This is a genomic window from Methylobacterium sp. CM6257 (assembly GCF_054611515.1).
The window spans coordinates 2,487,694-2,503,405 of sequence record NZ_CM137735.1; the positions used below are offsets into that span (position 1 = coordinate 2,487,694).

Sequence of the window (15,712 nt, forward strand, 5' to 3'; positions counted from 1 at the left end):
CGAGGAACAGGTGATGTCGGGTCGGGTGGCGGCTTTATTCGGTTTGGCCGGCGCGATGCTGGTGGGTTGCTTCGGAGCGGCCGAGGCGCGGGAGATCGTGCCCTTCCAAAGCGGCGTCGCGCCGGGCTCGATCGTGATCAGCGTGTCGCAGCGCAAGCTCTACCTGGTGAACGGCGACGGGACGGCCATCCGCTACCCCGTGGCGGTGGGCAGGCCCGGCAAGCAATGGTTCGGCACCGCCGCCATCGACGGCAAGTACGTCGCCCCCGCCTGGGCGCCCCCGGCCGAGGTGAAACGCGACAACCCGCGCCTGCCGAACCTGATCGCCGGCGGCTCGCCGCACAACCCGATGGGCGCGGCGGCCATGACCCTGGCGGGCGGCGAATACGCCATCCACGGCACCAACCGGCCGAGCTCGGTGGGCACCTACGCGTCCTATGGCTGCATCCGGATGTACAATCAGGACGTGGTCGACCTCTACGCGCGCGTCGATGTGGGCACGCCGGTCTACATGACCCATTGAGGACACGCCGCGCTCAGCCGGCCGGCGGCGCAGTGGCCTCCACGGCCGTGAAGGTCTCGAGAATCCGGTAGGTGTGCTCGACACCGGCCGGCACGCAGTACGAATCGCCCGCGGCGAGCGGCACGGTCTCACCGCCGACCACCAGTTCCGCCCGGCCGCTGATCACGTAGCCCACGGTCTCGTAGGGCGAGGTGCTCGGCGGCTTGTCGGCGTTCGGCTCCTCGGCCCGCCACATCCGCATCCCGAGACGCTCACCCCGGGCCAGGGTGATCTCGCCGTGCGGCCCCTCGGCCGCGCCGCGGGCCGATACCTTCGTCGCCATCGTGTCGCCTCCCTGTCCGTGAAGCAGGGGGAACGGGGCCGGGGCCGCCGCGTTCCGGCGTCAGAAGTCGACCGCGAGGCCCTTCACCTCCCAGTCGTCGTAGCGCACCGGCTCAAGGCCGCCGCGGCCCTGGCGCTCGGGTTTGGCGCTGATCGCGGCGGCACGGGCATCGATCGCCGCGCGGCGCTCGGCCGCCTCGGCCAGGGCACGCTCCGCCGCAGGGCTGAGCTTGCGCGGGGCGGCCGCGTCACCGGTCGAGTCTTTTCCGTTCGGGTCTTGCATCGCGCTCGCTCGGGTGTGAGGGCGTGGATCTGAGAAAACTCGGTTCTGGAGCAGAAGTGGCATCGCGGGACAAAGGCCGCAACACGCGGGACGGGACTTCGACGGGCGGATCCGGTCCGGATACGGCGGGCCTCGCGGCCCGGCGCGCGGCGATGCAGGCGGTCGTCGCCCTGATCGGCCAGGACCGGCCGCCCGCGTTGGACGAGGCGCTCGCCCAGGCGATCCGGTCCGAGACGCTGGCGCCCGCGGATGCCGCCCTGGCGCGGGCCATCGCGGTCGCGACCTTCCGGCGCTACGGGATGATCCGCGCGGCGCTTGGCCAGCGGCTGGAGCGCGGGCTCCCCGCCGCCAAGCCCCAGCTCACGGCGCTGCTGGCCACCGCCTGCGCCCAGATCCTCGACCTCGCAATTCCCGACCATGCGGCCGTCGACCTCGCGGTGCGGCTCGCCAAAGCGGACAATCGCACCGCGCATCTCGCGGGCCTCGTCAACGCGGTGCTGCGCCGCGTCGCCCGGGAGCGCGACGCGATCCTGGCGGAGGGCGCCGATCCCTTGGCGACCAATACGCCGGACTGGCTCGCCCGCCGCTGGTGCGCGGCCTACGGGCCGGAGCGCGCGGGCGCCATCGCGCAAGCCCATCTCGCGGGAGCGGCGATCGACCTGACCCCACGCGGCGATCCGACGGACTGGGCCGAGCGGCTCGGCGCCGTGACGCTCCCGACCGGGTCCCTTCGGCTGCCGGAGAACGGACCCGCAATCCCCGAGCTGCCGGGCTTTCAGGACGGCGCATGGTGGGTACAGGACGCCGCCGCCGCTCTCCCGGCCCGGCTCCTGTCACCTCAGCCCGGCGCGCGGATCCTCGATCTCTGCGCCGCCCCCGGCGGCAAGACGATGCAGCTCGCCGCCGCCGGGGCGCGCGTCACCGCAGTCGACCGGTCGGCGCCGCGGCTGGAGCGCTTGCGCGAGAACGTCGCGCGGCTAGGCCTCGATGTGGAGATCGTGGTCGCCGACGCTCTGGCCCTGGAGACGCAGGAGCATGACGCGGTGCTCCTCGACGCGCCCTGCTCGGCCACCGGCACGATCCGGCGCCACCCGGACGTGGCCTGGACGAAGTCGGAGGGCGACATCGCGCGGCTGGCCGCCCTCCAGGCCAAACTCCTCGACCACGCGGCCGGGCTGGTGCGGCCCGGGGGCCAGCTCGTCTACTGCACCTGCTCGCTGGAGCCGGAGGAGGGCGAGGCGCAAATCGCCGCCTTCCTGGCGCGCGACACCCGGTTCGCGCGCGTGCCGGTCCGGCCCGAGGAGGTCGGCGGAGCCACCGAATTGATCGACGCCAACGGCGATCTGCGCACCCTGCCGTGCCATCTTCCCGAGGTCGCGGGCGCCCGCGGCGGGCTCGACGGCTTCTTCGCGAGCCGCCTGCACCGGCACACGTGATGGAGCGGGATCGACAGGCGGGCCTTCAGGGTCCGGCAGCCTGCGCCGGCCTTCACAGCCCCAGGTCGGCGCGTCGTGCTCGGTTCCCTCTCCGAAAGAATCGGTCTACACGGCCGCTCCCCCGAAGACGCTTACCTGCCGCGTATGCAGGACTGAGCCTGGAGACGCTGTCATGCCGATTCTCACCTTCCCCGACGGCAACACCCGGGACATCGCCGCCGGCACCTCCGGCCGCAGCGTGGTCGAGGGTATTGCCAAGTCGCTGGCCAAGCGCACCGTCGCGATGGCGCTGGACGGCACGGTCGCCGACCTCGATGATCCCATCGAGCGCGACGCGCGCATCGAGTTCCTCGATCGCACCGACCCGCGCAGCCTTGAGCTGATCCGCCACGATTGCGCGCACGTGCTTGCCGAGGCGGTGCAGTCGCTCTGGCCGGAGACGCAGGTCACGATCGGCCCGGTGATCGAGAACGGTTTCTACTACGACTTCTACCGAGAGAACCCGTTCACGCCCGAGGACTTCCCGAAGATCGAGGCGAAGATGCGCGAGATCATCGCGCGCGATGCGCCCTTCACGAAGGAGGTCTGGAAGCGCGAGGACGTGCGGGCGCTGTTCGCCGACAAACAGGAGCAGTTCAAGGTCGAGCTGGTCGACGCGATCCCCGAGGGCGAAGACCTCAAGATCTACCGGCAGGGCGAGTGGTTTGACCTCTGCCGCGGCCCGCACATGACCTCGACGGCCAAGGTCGGCACCGCCTTCAAGCTCATGAAGGTCGCGGGCGCCTACTGGCGGGGTGATTCGAACAACCCGATGCTGACCCGGATCTACGGGACGGCCTGGGCGAACCAGGCCGATCTCGACAGCTACCTGCACCGGCTGGAGGAGGCCGAGCGCCGCGACCACCGCCGGCTCGGTCGCGAGATGGACCTGTTCCACTTCCAGGAGGAGGGGCCGGGCGTCGTCTTCTGGCACGCCAAGGGCTGGACGATCTTCCAGGAGCTGATCGCCTACATGCGTCGGCGCCTCCGCGGCGACTACGCGGAGGTCAACGCTCCGCAGATCCTCGACAAGGCCCTGTGGGAGACCTCCGGTCACTGGGGCTGGTACCGGGAGAACATGTTCGCCGCGCAATCAGCGGGCGAGGAGGCCGAGGACAAGCGCTGGTTCGCCCTCAAGCCGATGAACTGCCCGGGCCACGTGCAGATCTTCAAGCACGGCCTGAAATCCTACCGCGACCTGCCGCTGCGGCTCGCGGAGTTCGGCGTAGTCCACCGCTACGAGCCGTCCGGCGCCATGCACGGGTTGATGCGCGTGCGCGGCTTCACGCAGGACGACGCGCACGTCTTCTGCACCGAGGATCAGCTCGCCGCCGAGTGCCTGAAGATCAACGACCTGATCCTCTCGACCTACGCGGATTTCGGCTTCGACGAGATCGTCGTGAAGCTCTCGACGCGCCCCGAGAAGCGCGTCGGCTCGGACGCCCTCTGGGACCACGCCGAGGAGGTGATGACGCGGGTGCTGGCGCAGATCGAAGAACAGTCGGCCGGCCGGATCAAGACCGCGGTCAATCCGGGGGAGGGCGCGTTCTACGGACCCAAATTCGAGTACGTCCTGCGCGACGCCATCGGCCGCGACTGGCAATGCGGCACGACGCAGGTGGATTTCAACCTGCCCGAGCGGTTCGGCGCCTTCTACATCGACGCCGACGGCGCCCGGAAGCCGCCCGTGATGGTGCACCGGGCGATCTGCGGCTCCATGGAGCGCTTCACCGGCATCCTGATCGAGCACTTCGCCGGGCACTTCCCGCTCTGGCTGGCGCCGATTCAGGTGGTGGTGGCGACCATCACGGGAGAGGCCGACGCCTACGCGCAGGAGGTCGTGCGCACCCTGGAACGCGCGGGCCTGCGGGTCGAGGCGGATCTGCGCAACGAGAAGATCAACTACAAGGTCCGCGAGCACTCGCTCGCCAAGGTGCCGGTGCTGCTGGCTCTGGGCCGCCGCGAAGCGGAGGAGCGGACGGTCTCGATCCGCCGGCTGGGCAGCCAGCAGACCCGCACGCTGCCGCTGACCGAGGCGGTGGCAGCCTTCGTCGAGGAGGCGACCGCACCGGATATCCGCCGGGCGCAGGCCGTGGCCGACACGGTCCCGACCAGCGATACGGTGCTGGACGGGCACCACGGTGTGCAGGCGGCGCCGTAAGGCACTTACGGCTCAGCCTGTTCTGATACGGATCAAGAAGAAGCGCATTGATAGCAATATTGGCCGGCTTTCACGATCCACTGATCGGAAATGCAGGCCGGGATTGCGCCTGAAGCCGCCGGCTCGACCCGCACTCCGCAGCCTCGAATCATTCTCGCGTGCAGGCGCGGAACCGCTCGACTTCGGTTGCGCGCGCGAGACCACGACGCATCGCTCAACGTGACGCGCTCTCGTCAAGGTTGGCGAAAGGAATCCCATTCTATGAACCGCGGCGACTAATTTCCGGCCGGGTTCAGCCGGCGGCCGCGCGGTGGGTGAGCGCCGGGCGGGTGAGGGGGACCGTCATGGCGGCGCGAGCAGGCAAGGCTGCGGCGAGGTTGGCGCGGCGCAATCGACGGCCGCTGCTGGGCCAGCGGCAGGATGGGCCCGGCCGGGCTCGGCGGCTCGGCCCGGCAGGGATCATCCGGGCCCTGGACAGCCTGCCCCACGGCTTCTGCCTGTTCGATGCCGCGGATCGGCTGCTCTTCGTCAGCGACGGTTTCCGGCGGCTCTTCGGCCCGCCTGCCCGACGCGTCAGACCCGGCCTGCACGCCCGGGAGGTGAGCGCGGCAAGTACGGTCGGGATCTTGCACGCTGGACAGGATTTCACCGACCTCTGGGGGGCACGGCGGCGACTCACCCGGGGCGAGGCCACGACCGTGCTGCAGATGGGTCCGGACGGGCGCCAGATCGCGATCACGCTTCACCCGCAAGTGGGAGGCGGCTGGGCCGCCCTCTACGAGGATGTAACCGAGCGCCGCCGGGCGGAAGCGCTGCTGCGCTACATGGCCCATCACGACCCGCTCACCGGCTTGCCGAACCGCTACCTGTTCGGGGCCCGGCTCGACCGGGCCCTGGCGGCTCCGGGCGGCAGAACCTGCGCCCTGCTGTGCATCGACCTCGACGGCTTCAAGCCGGCCAACGACCGATTCGGTCATGCCGCGGGCGATGCGCTGTTGCGGCAGCTGGCTGAGCGGCTCAGGGAGGGACTCGGCGGCGAGGACATCGCCGCGCGCCTCGGAGGCGACGAGTTCTCGGTGCTCTTGGGCGACGTGGCGCCGGCGCCGGCCCTGGCCTTCGCCTTCCGCCTGCATGCGCGGCTCGCCGAGCCCTACGATCTTGGGGCTGACTCACCGGTCCGTGTCGGCGCCGCCATTGGCCTCGCCTGTGCCCCTCTGCACGCCACCCGGGCGCAGTTGCTGGCGGAGCGGGCCGATGCGGCGATGTACGGGGCCAAGCGGCTGGGCCATCCGTGCCTCTGGGACGAGGAGCTTCTCGGTTCGGCGCCGGCGAGGGCCGCGACTCCCGCGTGAGGCTGTCGCCGGGCGGCGCGTCCGGCCCCTCGTCGACGTGTCGCGGAACACGCCCGCCGCGGAAGCTTGGGCTTATCTCAGTTCCACTCCGTGACGGCAGTCGGTCAACGGATGGAGACTGACGATGACCTGGACCAATCGCAACACCCTTGCCGCCACCCTGATGGGCGGTGCCATCGCTTTCACTCTTTACGTGCAGAGCCTCTCGCTGCCGACGCATTTCGCCTGAAGCCGGCGCCCCGGTGACTGTGACCGACCGGAGCATGGTCCGACACCAGAATTGTCGAAGCGCCGGCGGCCGGTCCGCCCAGCCGGCCGCCCGAGCCCGCAGGGGACCCCGCTGTCCGATGCGGATTCCGGGCGGGTCGGAGACGGGATCCGGCCCCCCCGCCTGCCATCAGCCGGTGAAGTTCGGAAACACGCGCGATACGGGCGGGTCCCATGAGCGGCCCGCAACGCACGGATGGATCCATGACCCGCCTCATCTCGGTTCTCGCCCTGGTCGCCGTCGCCAGCGGCGCCTCGGCGCAGGAGCGGGTCTACACGCGGAGCCTGACCTGCGCGGCGCTGCAGGCCCGCGTCGCCCGGGATCGGTCCGTCACCCTGGCATCGAGCGAGACGGCCTACGAGACCGTCCATCTGGCTTCCGGAGTCTGCCGCACGGACGAGACGGCTGCCCCGGCCTTCGAGCCCTCCGCGGACGTGCAAGCCTGTCTGGCCGGATGGCGCTGCAAGCAGCGCAACTGCGGCAGCGGCCAGCGCTGAGGGCGCGCCTGCGATCACCCGGGCGAAACGGCGCTGCCCAGGACCGGGCTCACCGCGCCTTCTCGTGCTCCGCGAGGCCGACCGCCTTGTAATCGTAGGTCGGGTAGAACTCGGTGCGGTAGGCGCCCCAGGCGGTATCCTCGAGCACGCGGTTGACCTCGCGCAGTCGGGAGGCCGGCAGCCGAAGCGTGATGATCTGCCCGATCCCCATAACCACGTTCCAGGAGACGACCTCGATCCCTGGCGGCGGGAATGCCTTGTAGAAGCCCTGCTTGGCGAGCTGCGCGTTCAACTCGGCGAGCGGGCGCGACTGGTCATGGCGCAGGAAGACCGTCAGCAGCACGGCGTTGTCCTGCGTCGCCGTGGCCGAGCCCACCTGGGGCGGCGGCGTGGTCTGCGCCATCGCCGCACGGTCGAGGGTGCAGAGAAGAGCGAGCGCCACCGCGAGCGATCCGACCCCACCTGTTGAACGCCGCATCCGATCTCCCCACGCCGTGCGCCCGCGCCGGCCCACGTCAACGCGGGCGGGCGCAGCGCTATCCCGACCCGGCCCTGCAAGAAGTGCCTTCAGCTGGGCTCGACATCGTAGGACAGGCGCAGGCGCAGACGGATCACGCCCTGCGAATCGCGCACGGCAATGATGTAGTCCTGCCGGACCTGCGGATCCGCCAATCCCTGAGCCAGCCGCGTCATCATCCGGACGGCCTGTGCCCGCGCCGCGGCAAGATCCGGAAAGTCGAAACCCTCGCGGTCGCGGACCAGATTGGCGCCGTCATGGAGGTCGATAAAATAACGGGGCACGGCTTCTTTGGCTCAGCGAGCGCGACTGCCCGCAAGAATCGATCTCCGTTGTTTCTACGTAGTTTCCAGAACGCCGCAATCGCGCGTCGCGGATGTCGCACGTGACGAGCAGTCCGATGTCAGCTGCCCTGAAGGGTCTCGGCGAAATCCTCCGGGATGGCACCGAACTGGCCCAGGATCGTCACACTCTCAAGCTCGCCGGTCTCGTCGTCGGCGACCACCTTCAACGCCGCCGCGCCCGGCATGCGGGCGGCGAGCGCCTCGGCTTTCTTGAGGGCGCCAAACTCACTCTGGGCAGGCTCCTGCCGCGCCGGCCTCAGGCGGTTTCGGTGCAGCTCGAAGGGCTGCACCACGAAGGTGGTCCTGAAGGTCATTCCGGTTTCCTCGACGCGGGCCGCGCTCTCCACCGGAACGGTGGGCCGCCCGTCACAGGCTGCGGGTTGTGACCCCGAGCGCCAGGAGAAGGTAGGCGCCGATGAAGAACCATTGCCGGTGCGCCACCACCGTCCGCCCGACCATGGGGATCCGGGTATAGAGGCTGGCGACGGCGAGGCCGATCAGCACGGCCGACACCAGAAACGTGAGCAGGCGCGGAGCGGAGAGCGTGGGCATGGCCCATGGTCGCGCCGGCGCGGTTACCGAACCGTTACCGGTCGAGCCCGGGTACGAAGGGCCGATTCGCCGTCAGCGGCCCTTTGGAACCCGGAAGCAGCCCGGCCTCGGCCATCCATAAGGCCATGATCGCGCCCGCGATCAGGGTGGCGAGCGAGGCGAGGCGGCCGGTCCATTGCCGCAGGATGATCATCGCGATCAGAACGACCAAGAGAGCGAAAAGGAGCGCGGGCATGAGCAGCATGGCCGCGCAATGGCACGTCCTGGTCCTCGCGTCACCGCGGAAGCGTTGCCGAACGCGTCGCGCTCTGCCGGCGTGATCACCTCAGGCCAAAGGAGGGGCTTCGCTCTAAACTCTAGATCCGCCATTCGCGGGTTTCGCACGGCGGAAACACTGCCGCAGTCGATGAACATCCCTTGGGCGGACGGCCAAAGGTCTGCTCAGGGATTTGCCAGAAATACCCGGCCGCGCTCCGCGCCGGGCATGCCGATCATGCACGGAATGCCGGTCATTGAACGGTTTTGTAACTTGCATTCAGCGGTCAAAAGTAGCAGATCGCCCGCGAGGGGCACATTAGGAATCTTGAAGTGACAGAAGAAACCACCGGGTCCAACCCTAACTTCATCGAGCTGGCGGGCGATATCGTCGCCGCCTACGTGTCGAACAATCCGGTGCCGGCCTCCGAGCTGCCGGCGCTGATCGCGCGCGTGCACGGCGCGATCGCCGGCCTCGTCTCCGGCACCGTGACGGCCGAGAGCGGCCCGGCGGCGCAGACCGAGGTCGAGAAGCCGAGCCCGGCCCAGATCCGCAAGTCGGTCCGGCACGACGGGATCGTCAGCTTCATCGACGGCAAGACCTACAAGACCCTCAAGCGTCACCTGACCAGTCACGGGCTCGACCCGCGCAGCTACCGCGACCGTTACGGCCTGCCCGCCGATTACCCGATGGTGGCACCGAGCTATGCCGAGCAGCGCTCCGCCCTCGCCAAGGCCATCGGCTTGGGCCAGCCGGGCGCCATGGCCGAGCGCGAGCGGAAGAGCCGCAAGGCCGCCTGAGGGCGAACGCCTACGGGGGTGCCCCGGCCCAGGGCCGCCCCCGTGGCACTGACGCCGTGATTCGGAGACCGAGCCCTTCCGAGCGGGTGGCAGGACGCCCCCGGCTGAATTTTGCGGCCTGTCCCGCCGTCGGCGCACGGCTGCATCGTTGCCGCGCTGCCACACAAGTCCGCCACATCGCGCGACACGGACAAGCTGCCACACTCTGCACAAAGCTGATGCGCACGCCGGATCCCGAGGAAGACAACCGTGGGATTCAGCGAGATGAAGCGAGAGCAGACGATGTCGAGCTCAGTCGTGCCGTTCCCGGCGCATATTGCGCCCGCCGTGGCCGACGAGGATACCGCATCGATCATCGCCGTGCTGCAGGACCAGCTGGCGCTCGCCCGCGAGGGGCGGCTGCGCTCGGTCGCCGTGGTCTCCGTCTCGGCGGACGGCGAAGCGATCGGGACGCAATGGTCCTGCAAGGGCGCGGACATCAGCAGCCTGATCGGCAAGCTGACCGTCCTCACGCACGACATGATGGCCGCCCGGAAGTGACCGGGTGCAGCCGCGGTCCTCGACCGCGGTCTCAACCCCGGACCCCGTAGGAATACCCGAGGATGACAAGAGCCCCGCTGGCCGTCATGGCTTGGCCCGGCGGCTCCGCCGCGGTCCGGGACGCGAAGCCTGAAGAGGCGATCGACGGGCTCGTGCGCATTGTCGGCGCGCAGGCCGGCATCGTCCTGTACTGCCGCAACCACTCCGTCATCGATGATGCGGTGTCCGAAGGCCTGTCCCGGACAGTCCGGCGGTCCCTCGACGCGGCTCCCGGCCGCCGTCGGGCCGGGGCCGCCATCGCCGAGGACGGCCGTCGCGTCTCGGGCGAGATCGCGGCGGTGGGCGCGGAGCAATGGTGCGCCGACCAGCGCGACATCCTCAACACCGAAGGCGTGCGGATCTTCGTCGACTGAACCCGGACAGGCGGCACCCGACTGACGCCTCGCGCCAGGTAAGAGACCGCCCCCACCGCCGCGACGACTCTCCCGGAAAGAGCAGCCCTCGCCCCTCTCCGGAAATCAGCTCCGCGTCCAGTTCAGATCTCAGTGACGTCAGAGGCCTACGTTCTGCAGTGCAGAACAGATTATCGTCTTGTTCACCGCTTCCTCGTCTGTCATGTTTTGACGACGGATGAGCCTAAACAGATCACGCCGGCTGCCTTCATCCGTACAAGAGCCCTTAAGGGTCGCGACGCCGGCGGAAGAGGAAGCGCCATGTCTCGACCGATCTACCTTGCCATTATCCTCGTCGTGTGCGGGGCCGCCGTGACGCTGTTCGCCCTCATGCGCGCACCCCGATCGAAGGAGTTCGCCGGCTGGGACGTGGCCTTCATGAGCGGGATCGGCGCCGTCGCGCTCGGCTTCCTCACCACCCTCGTCGAGGTGATCACCGGATAGGCGGCTCCCGGCCTGGACGGGCCGCTCCGAAGAGGGTCCTGCCATGCAGGCTGGCCGCGGGAGTCTTCCGGCGACCAGCCTTGGCTTGTACCTATATTGGCCCCGTCAATGCCGACCACCGCCGGGCGAATACACATAATTCACATCGGAATGGAAATGCCGACAATCTGATGCATTTCGAGAACCCGGCCTGAACGCGGATCGCCGATTCTGCCGCTCGACATTTTACGAGGCGGCGATGTTCGAACGACGCAGCGCTCCGCGCACGCTCCTGAATGAGACCGGCAGCATCTCGGTGGACGAGCATCGAAGCCTGCCCTGCATCGTCTATGACCGGTCCTCGGGCGGGGTGCGGGTCGCGCTGCCGGAGGCTGAGATCGTGCCGGACAGCTTCGTGCTCAGCATCGACGCCAGCAACGAGATCCTGGTTTGCCGGGCCGTATGGCGCAAGGCCGAAGAGATCGGGGCCGCGACGGACCAGCCCGAGGCCGTTCGGCCGGGAACGCTCGGCCTCTGGCGCGAGTTGGAGCCGGTCTGACCCGGCGCGGGGCGACCTCCCGGACCCGAAAGGCCGCGCGTCCGGCACCTTCCGGCCGGCCAGCCGTTTCCTTCATGGCGTCACCCGCCGGAGGCGGCGCCGATCTCAGGGAAACCTCATGCCGGATTCCAGATCGCCCGGTGCGAATGACGTGCCCAGTCCCGACCTGCCGCAGGGGCTGCCAACCCCACCGAATACCGGCGAGATGCCGCCGCCGCGGCTCCCGCCGGCCGCCGAAGACGACCCAACCCCGGTGCGTGAGGAGCCCGCACCGGATATCGACGCGGTGCCGGGCCTGTAAGGAATGCGTCGCCGGGCCGGCTGGGAAGCGACGGCGCGCCAACGGGCCCTCCTGACACTCCTGAGCCCGACCGTGATCGAAGCCTTCCGGAATGGGCAGACATGGCGGCGCCTGGGCCGATGGTTTCTCGGCCGGTGGCGCCTCGGGTTTACTATCTGCCTCGGATGGACGCCGGCGGCCTCGGCCGCCGAGCAGCCGCTCAGCATCGAGCGGCTCAGCGCCGAAGGCTGGGAGATTGCCGGCTACACCGGCACCTTCGACAATCGCTCCTCCCTGATCCTGTTTCGCAGGAAGGACACGAAGTACCTCGTCCAATGCTCGATCCTGTACGACGTGACGCGCAGCCCGCGCGTGATCACGAATTGTTACGAACTGCACTGACGTTTCCCCAACGAGCCGGGCTGAACTTCCCGGGGTAGGCGTGTTGCCGTCCCACCGCCTGCAACGGACGGATCATGACTCGCGTAACGCTTCTCCTCTCGGGCGCTATGGCCCTAACCCTGGTCACCTCCGCCTCCGCACAGGTGACGGCCGGCGGAGCCGCCAATATCGGCGTGCCGGTATCGGCCACGACCGGGGGCGTCGAAGCCGCCACGGTCAGTGTCGGTTCGGGGGACGGGACGTCAGCGGGGTCCACGGCAAGTCGCGGCAACGCGACCGTCCCGGGCACCACGCCCGGGACGCATATCGGCAGCACGCCCACGAGCGGCCCGACCGGCACGGGTGGGGCTGCGGGCGGGCCGGCGCTCGGGAACCGTTGAGACGGAGTCTCTCAGTCCCAGTCGATGTTCAGGGAGCGCTCGAAGGCGGCTGCGGACATCTCCTTGCCCTTCGGATCGGCGACCGTGATCTCGCGGAAGCCGCGCCGGGCGAGTTCCCAGGTCTTCTCCATGGCCTGCTCATCGGTCCCGCAGGCGAAGGTCATGACGCGCCCCGACGGATCGATACCCTTGACGGTGAACACGACGCTCTCCTTGCTCTCCCGCCCGATATAGCGCTGTGGATCCGATCGCGCCTCCCGCGGCGAGGCGGACGGGACCTGGGACCCCGAAGCTGGGCGCCGTGTTTTCCGAGGACAGGGAGGCCCGGATGACGAATGCGCGCGAGACCGCCAGCCCGCCGAATCTCAACTCCGTCCCGCTCGATCCGGGTTCCGGCAGACCCGTGGAGGTCGAGCCGAGTGCACCGAGCGCGCCGCTGCCGATCACGGCCGCGGATCCGGATTTCGGCCTGTCACGGAAGGGAAGCGGGGAGGACGCGATCGTCAGGCGCGAGACCGAGATCTGATCGGATCCCGGGCTGGGCCTGACGGTCCCTGGACGGGCACGCTTGTGCGATGCACAAACAGGACGGCCGCAGCCGGATGGGCGGCCAACAGGAGACCGATCATGGCGCATATTCCGAGCTACGAGGTCCCGCCCCAGATGCGTGACTTTGCCGAGACCAGCCTTGAGCAGGCCCGCAAGGCCTTCGGCAGCTTCATCGGGGCCGCGCGGCGCGCGACCGACACGGTGCATGGCTCGGCCGATCTGGCCCGCTCCAACGCGCAGGACATGTACGCCCGCAGCCTCGATTACGCCGAGCAGAACGTCCGGGCCGCCCTGGACCTGGCGCAGAAGCTCGCGGCCGCGCGCTCGCTCCCCGAGGCGGCGCAGATCCAGGCTGAATACGTGCGCGAGCGGTTCGCCGCCATGCAGGCCCAGGCCAGGGAGTTCAGCGGTCTGACCCAGAGCGCGATGCAGCAGGGTGCCGAGCGCGCCAGATCCGCCCTGCAGCAGGGCACCGACGAGACCCGCAAGGCGGTGGAGCAGGGACAGAGCGCGGCCCAGCACATGGCCCACGAGACGCAGCAGGCTGCCGAGCAGACGTCACACTGAGCGGCGGCGACGCGCCCCTCACCGCAGTCCCGCAGCAACCTCCCGGGGCAGGAGCGCGCCCGGGAAAGGGGTGGCTCGTCGCAGGGGCTCGCGGTCTCACGCGCCGAAGCGGTCACGGCTTCGGCGAATGATGTAGGATCAGGGATCCGAGCCGGATCGCGCAGGATTTCCGGCTTGGGTCATGGGCCGGCGGCGCATTCAGGCGCTCCCGGCCGTATCGGACGCGGAGTCGCGGATGATGTACGAGGAGGTGGGCCGCTTGGCAGACGAGAGCCTGCGACTGGCTGCGCGGCAGGCCGAGACTGCCATCCTTCTCGCGGTGGCGACGCAATATGCGTGGCTGGATCTGTGCGTCGGCGGATACCGGGCGGCAGCCGCCGCCCTCAGCGCCGAGCTGGATCAGCAGGCTCGGACCCGCCGGCTGATCCGACGCGGTGTCTCGCCCGCAGCGGCCGCACGGGAACTTCGGATCGTCTGAGCATCCCCGCCGGAACCGTCACGGCTCCGGCGGGGATAGGTCCGATGGCAGGATCGGCCGGGGAGCCTGCCTCAAGCGCAGGGCTCAGCGGATCGCTTCGGCGGAGGCCTGAACCATGGGCCGCTCGATAGCCGACACCGTCCGCGGGTCGCTCGCCGGGGCTGCCACGGGCTGAGGCGTGGTGGTGAGATCTCGGATCGTGCGGACCTGCTGAGCGGCCCGGGCCTGCTCCCGATAGAGCGGGGGCGTCAGATGCAGGTGGTCCTCGGCGGCGGCGGGACCGTGAAGGGCGGCCGAGGCGAGAGCGGCCGACGCGAGGATGAGGATCGTGCGCATGGTGCGTCTCCGTTTCGATCGCAGGTCGATCGCAGGACGCGACCGACGAGCGTATGAGACCACGGATTTGTGCGACGCGGTATGATTTTAGCGCATTGCACCATATCGCATGCTTGGAACAGTTCTGCAGTCTTCATCAAAAGCCCGCAGACACGACCCGTCCCTCATCACTGATCGCGCCATGCATTCATTGCAAATGAACTAAACTTCCACCGACGCGTTCTCAAACGAAAATTTAAGTTCCGTGAGATTTAATTTTCGATCCCGCCGCGGCATCGCCGCGATTGGCGATCCGAGCCGCCACTTCGCGTCCTCGTGAAGACCGCGACACGAATCGGCAACAGGTTCGCCAGAAGCGCGTCACACGCGCGCGCTAGACAACGATCAAGGCACACGAACCATCCGGAGCGAGAGCATGACGCCCGCCGATCTCGACAAGCGCGCCGAGTTGACCGTGTGGTCGAGACGTTCGCTCGGCCGATCCGTCGAGGGACGCCCCTTCGCCACGCTGCGCGAGGCCCTCGCGGTCGCCGTCCAGGCGATCGAGTCCGAGGATGCGCAGCCCTGGATCATCACGGAAGCCGGCGACATCCTCTCGCCGCGCTGGATCAGGGCCCATCCCCTGACGAAGACCGTGCAGTAGGGCCTGACCCGGCCGGCTTCTGCCCCGGCGTCAGGCGGGTACGCTTGAAGGCCGCTCAGCAGCCGATGCAGATGTCGCGCACCACGTGCTCGTGCCGCGGCCCTGTGCGCTGATTCGGAAGCCGCCCCTCGATGGACGAGAACCCGCTTCCGAGCGCCCTGAGCCGCCGGCCACCGGTGAGATCGACCTGAGGGGGCGGCGGCGCGACCGCTTCCGGAGGCGCCGCAGGAGCGGGGGCGCTGTTCGCCATGCCGGGATCAGGAAGCGTCAGGGCCATGCCCGGAGCCGGCGGCGCCTGTGTGAACTCGCCCGCCCGCGCTGTCGGCGGCACGAGGGTCAGGACGACGAGGAAGAGCCGGCACCGCGGATGCATCACGCTCTCTCCTGACCCTGTAGCTCGGCGAAAAGTTCCTTCGACGACCGGCGCGCTCGCGCGCCGGTCGGATATCAATAGGCCCGGCCGTAGAAGGGCTGGGATATTGGACGATAACGGTCGCCCACCGGCCAGGTATAGGGCTGATCCTTGCCGGTCCGCAGGCTGGACCTGAACCTCGGCTCGGTGAAGCCGATCCCGTGCAGGCCCGCGGCGCTCCTGGCACCCTGGGCCTTGGGCCCCGCCTCGCGCGCCAGGGCCGCGCCCGAGACACCCAGAACGAGAACGGCCGCAAGCGAGACGCGGCCCAGACTGACGTTCATCTCTGCCTCCTGTTCCGGCCGAGGTGCCGGAACAGAATGAACCGCAGCATGCACGCGC

At 69.2% G+C, this 15,712-nt stretch carries 28 protein-coding genes; 17 read left to right on the forward strand and 11 right to left on the reverse strand.

The window, feature by feature from the left end; genetic code table 11:
- Nucleotides 1-13 precede the first annotated feature (13 nt).
- Nucleotides 14-523: a L,D-transpeptidase gene (locus tag ACYCO6_RS12235; RefSeq protein ID WP_459772034.1), complete on the forward strand. Its 510-nt coding sequence runs from the start codon at nt 14-16 to the stop codon at nt 521-523.
- A 13-nt stretch (nt 524-536) separates the two neighbouring features.
- On the opposite strand, the gene ACYCO6_RS12240 is transcribed toward ACYCO6_RS12235, so the two are convergent.
- Both ACYCO6_RS12240 and ACYCO6_RS12245 read right to left on the reverse strand, forming a co-directional pair.
- Nucleotides 537-845 carry a cupin domain-containing protein gene (locus tag ACYCO6_RS12240; protein WP_459772035.1) on the reverse strand — a complete coding sequence of 103 codons (309 nt, stop codon included), beginning with the start codon at nt 843-845 and terminating at the stop codon, nt 537-539.
- 60 nt (nt 846-905) lie between these two features.
- Nucleotides 906-1,127 carry a DUF1674 domain-containing protein gene (locus ACYCO6_RS12245; protein WP_459772036.1) on the reverse strand — a complete coding sequence of 74 codons (222 nt, stop codon included), beginning with the start codon at nt 1,125-1,127 and terminating at the stop codon, nt 906-908.
- A 56-nt stretch (nt 1,128-1,183) separates the two neighbouring features.
- Here ACYCO6_RS12245 and ACYCO6_RS12250 point away from each other — a divergent pair, with 56 nt between their 5' ends.
- The 4 genes from ACYCO6_RS12250 to ACYCO6_RS12265 all read left to right on the forward strand — a co-directional run bounded on the left by ACYCO6_RS12250 (nt 1,184) and on the right by ACYCO6_RS12265 (nt 6,880).
- The gene (locus ACYCO6_RS12250; protein ID WP_459772037.1) at nt 1,184-2,563 is read left to right on the forward strand and encodes an RsmB/NOP family class I SAM-dependent RNA methyltransferase; all 1,380 of its coding nucleotides are present in this window, start codon (nt 1,184-1,186) and stop codon (nt 2,561-2,563) included.
- Nucleotides 2,564-2,735: 172 nt separating this feature from the next.
- A complete protein-coding gene (gene thrS, locus ACYCO6_RS12255) occupies nt 2,736-4,763 on the forward strand; it encodes a threonine--tRNA ligase (protein ID WP_459772038.1) in 2,028 nt (675 codons plus the stop codon).
- A gap of 344 nt (nt 4,764-5,107) precedes the next feature.
- Nucleotides 5,108-6,115, forward strand: a complete 1,008-nt coding sequence (locus tag ACYCO6_RS12260) for a diguanylate cyclase domain-containing protein (protein ID WP_459772039.1) — start codon at nt 5,108-5,110, stop codon at nt 6,113-6,115.
- 471 nt (nt 6,116-6,586) lie between these two features.
- Nucleotides 6,587-6,880, forward strand: a complete 294-nt coding sequence (locus ACYCO6_RS12265) for a hypothetical protein (RefSeq protein WP_459772040.1) — start codon at nt 6,587-6,589, stop codon at nt 6,878-6,880.
- A gap of 49 nt (nt 6,881-6,929) precedes the next feature.
- On the opposite strand, the gene ACYCO6_RS12270 is transcribed toward ACYCO6_RS12265, so the two are convergent.
- From ACYCO6_RS12270 to ACYCO6_RS12290, 5 genes are all read right to left on the reverse strand, one after another.
- Nucleotides 6,930-7,358, reverse strand: a complete 429-nt coding sequence (locus tag ACYCO6_RS12270; RefSeq protein ID WP_459772041.1) for a hypothetical protein — start codon at nt 7,356-7,358, stop codon at nt 6,930-6,932.
- An 89-nt stretch (nt 7,359-7,447) separates the two neighbouring features.
- Entirely contained in the window at nt 7,448-7,681 is a 234-nt protein-coding gene (locus tag ACYCO6_RS12275; RefSeq protein ID WP_459772042.1) for a DUF6894 family protein, read from the reverse strand.
- 119 nt (nt 7,682-7,800) lie between these two features.
- Nucleotides 7,801-8,055 carry a hypothetical protein gene (locus ACYCO6_RS12280; protein WP_459772043.1) on the reverse strand — a complete coding sequence of 85 codons (255 nt, stop codon included), beginning with the start codon at nt 8,053-8,055 and terminating at the stop codon, nt 7,801-7,803.
- 52 nt (nt 8,056-8,107) lie between these two features.
- Nucleotides 8,108-8,293, reverse strand: coding sequence for a hypothetical protein (locus ACYCO6_RS12285; protein WP_147853858.1), 186 nt, complete (start codon nt 8,291-8,293; stop codon nt 8,108-8,110).
- Nucleotides 8,294-8,327: 34 nt separating this feature from the next.
- On the reverse strand, nt 8,328-8,528 hold the full coding sequence (locus ACYCO6_RS12290; protein ID WP_459772044.1) for a hypothetical protein: 201 nt from the start codon (nt 8,526-8,528) through the stop codon (nt 8,328-8,330).
- Between the two features lie 353 nt (nt 8,529-8,881).
- Here ACYCO6_RS12290 and ACYCO6_RS12295 point away from each other — a divergent pair, with 353 nt between their 5' ends.
- The 8 genes from ACYCO6_RS12295 to ACYCO6_RS12330 all read left to right on the forward strand — a co-directional run bounded on the left by ACYCO6_RS12295 (nt 8,882) and on the right by ACYCO6_RS12330 (nt 12,385).
- The gene (locus ACYCO6_RS12295; protein WP_459772045.1) at nt 8,882-9,349 is read left to right on the forward strand and encodes a Ros/MucR family transcriptional regulator; all 468 of its coding nucleotides are present in this window, start codon (nt 8,882-8,884) and stop codon (nt 9,347-9,349) included.
- 264 nt (nt 9,350-9,613) lie between these two features.
- Nucleotides 9,614-9,889 carry a hypothetical protein gene (locus tag ACYCO6_RS12300; RefSeq protein ID WP_459772046.1) on the forward strand — a complete coding sequence of 92 codons (276 nt, stop codon included), beginning with the start codon at nt 9,614-9,616 and terminating at the stop codon, nt 9,887-9,889.
- A 62-nt stretch (nt 9,890-9,951) separates the two neighbouring features.
- Nucleotides 9,952-10,302 carry a hypothetical protein gene (locus ACYCO6_RS12305; RefSeq protein WP_459772047.1) on the forward strand — a complete coding sequence of 117 codons (351 nt, stop codon included), beginning with the start codon at nt 9,952-9,954 and terminating at the stop codon, nt 10,300-10,302.
- Nucleotides 10,303-10,602: 300 nt separating this feature from the next.
- Nucleotides 10,603-10,785, forward strand: coding sequence for a hypothetical protein (locus ACYCO6_RS12310; protein WP_459772048.1), 183 nt, complete (start codon nt 10,603-10,605; stop codon nt 10,783-10,785).
- A gap of 238 nt (nt 10,786-11,023) precedes the next feature.
- Nucleotides 11,024-11,323, forward strand: a complete 300-nt coding sequence (locus ACYCO6_RS12315) for a PilZ domain-containing protein (protein ID WP_459772049.1) — start codon at nt 11,024-11,026, stop codon at nt 11,321-11,323.
- A gap of 118 nt (nt 11,324-11,441) precedes the next feature.
- The gene (locus ACYCO6_RS12320; protein ID WP_459772050.1) at nt 11,442-11,624 is read left to right on the forward strand and encodes a hypothetical protein; all 183 of its coding nucleotides are present in this window, start codon (nt 11,442-11,444) and stop codon (nt 11,622-11,624) included.
- 72 nt (nt 11,625-11,696) lie between these two features.
- Nucleotides 11,697-12,005 (forward strand): hypothetical protein, encoded by a 309-nt coding sequence (locus tag ACYCO6_RS12325; RefSeq protein WP_459772051.1) that lies wholly within the window; start codon nt 11,697-11,699, stop codon nt 12,003-12,005.
- Between the two features lie 74 nt (nt 12,006-12,079).
- A complete protein-coding gene (locus tag ACYCO6_RS12330; protein WP_459772052.1) occupies nt 12,080-12,385 on the forward strand; it encodes a hypothetical protein in 306 nt (101 codons plus the stop codon).
- 11 nt (nt 12,386-12,396) lie between these two features.
- Here ACYCO6_RS12330 and ACYCO6_RS12335 read toward each other — a convergent pair whose 3' ends face one another.
- Nucleotides 12,397-12,588, reverse strand: coding sequence for a hypothetical protein (locus ACYCO6_RS12335; protein ID WP_010685423.1), 192 nt, complete (start codon nt 12,586-12,588; stop codon nt 12,397-12,399).
- Between the two features lie 125 nt (nt 12,589-12,713).
- Between ACYCO6_RS12335 and ACYCO6_RS12340 the strand changes: the two genes are divergently transcribed.
- The 3 genes from ACYCO6_RS12340 (at nt 12,714) to ACYCO6_RS12350 (ending at nt 13,979) form a co-directional block, all read left to right on the forward strand.
- Nucleotides 12,714-12,911, forward strand: a complete 198-nt coding sequence (locus ACYCO6_RS12340) for a hypothetical protein (RefSeq protein WP_459772053.1) — start codon at nt 12,714-12,716, stop codon at nt 12,909-12,911.
- Nucleotides 12,912-13,012: 101 nt separating this feature from the next.
- A complete protein-coding gene (locus tag ACYCO6_RS12345) occupies nt 13,013-13,501 on the forward strand; it encodes a phasin (protein ID WP_459772054.1) in 489 nt (162 codons plus the stop codon).
- 235 nt (nt 13,502-13,736) lie between these two features.
- The gene (locus ACYCO6_RS12350) at nt 13,737-13,979 is read left to right on the forward strand and encodes a hypothetical protein (protein ID WP_459772055.1); all 243 of its coding nucleotides are present in this window, start codon (nt 13,737-13,739) and stop codon (nt 13,977-13,979) included.
- An 84-nt stretch (nt 13,980-14,063) separates the two neighbouring features.
- On the opposite strand, the gene ACYCO6_RS12355 is transcribed toward ACYCO6_RS12350, so the two are convergent.
- Entirely contained in the window at nt 14,064-14,315 is a 252-nt protein-coding gene (locus tag ACYCO6_RS12355) for a hypothetical protein (RefSeq protein ID WP_459772056.1), read from the reverse strand.
- A gap of 415 nt (nt 14,316-14,730) precedes the next feature.
- Here ACYCO6_RS12355 and ACYCO6_RS12360 point away from each other — a divergent pair, with 415 nt between their 5' ends.
- Complete coding sequence (locus ACYCO6_RS12360; RefSeq protein ID WP_459772057.1) at nt 14,731-14,958, forward strand: hypothetical protein; 228 nt, start codon at nt 14,731-14,733, stop codon at nt 14,956-14,958.
- 55 nt (nt 14,959-15,013) lie between these two features.
- Here the strand turns inward: ACYCO6_RS12360 and ACYCO6_RS12365 are convergent, their stop codons facing one another.
- Together ACYCO6_RS12365 and ACYCO6_RS12370 are read right to left on the reverse strand one after the other, a co-directional pair.
- On the reverse strand, nt 15,014-15,331 hold the full coding sequence (locus tag ACYCO6_RS12365) for a hypothetical protein (RefSeq protein ID WP_459772058.1): 318 nt from the start codon (nt 15,329-15,331) through the stop codon (nt 15,014-15,016).
- Nucleotides 15,332-15,405: 74 nt separating this feature from the next.
- Nucleotides 15,406-15,654 (reverse strand): hypothetical protein, encoded by a 249-nt coding sequence (locus tag ACYCO6_RS12370; protein ID WP_459772059.1) that lies wholly within the window; start codon nt 15,652-15,654, stop codon nt 15,406-15,408.
- Nucleotides 15,655-15,712: the final 58 nt, after the last annotated feature.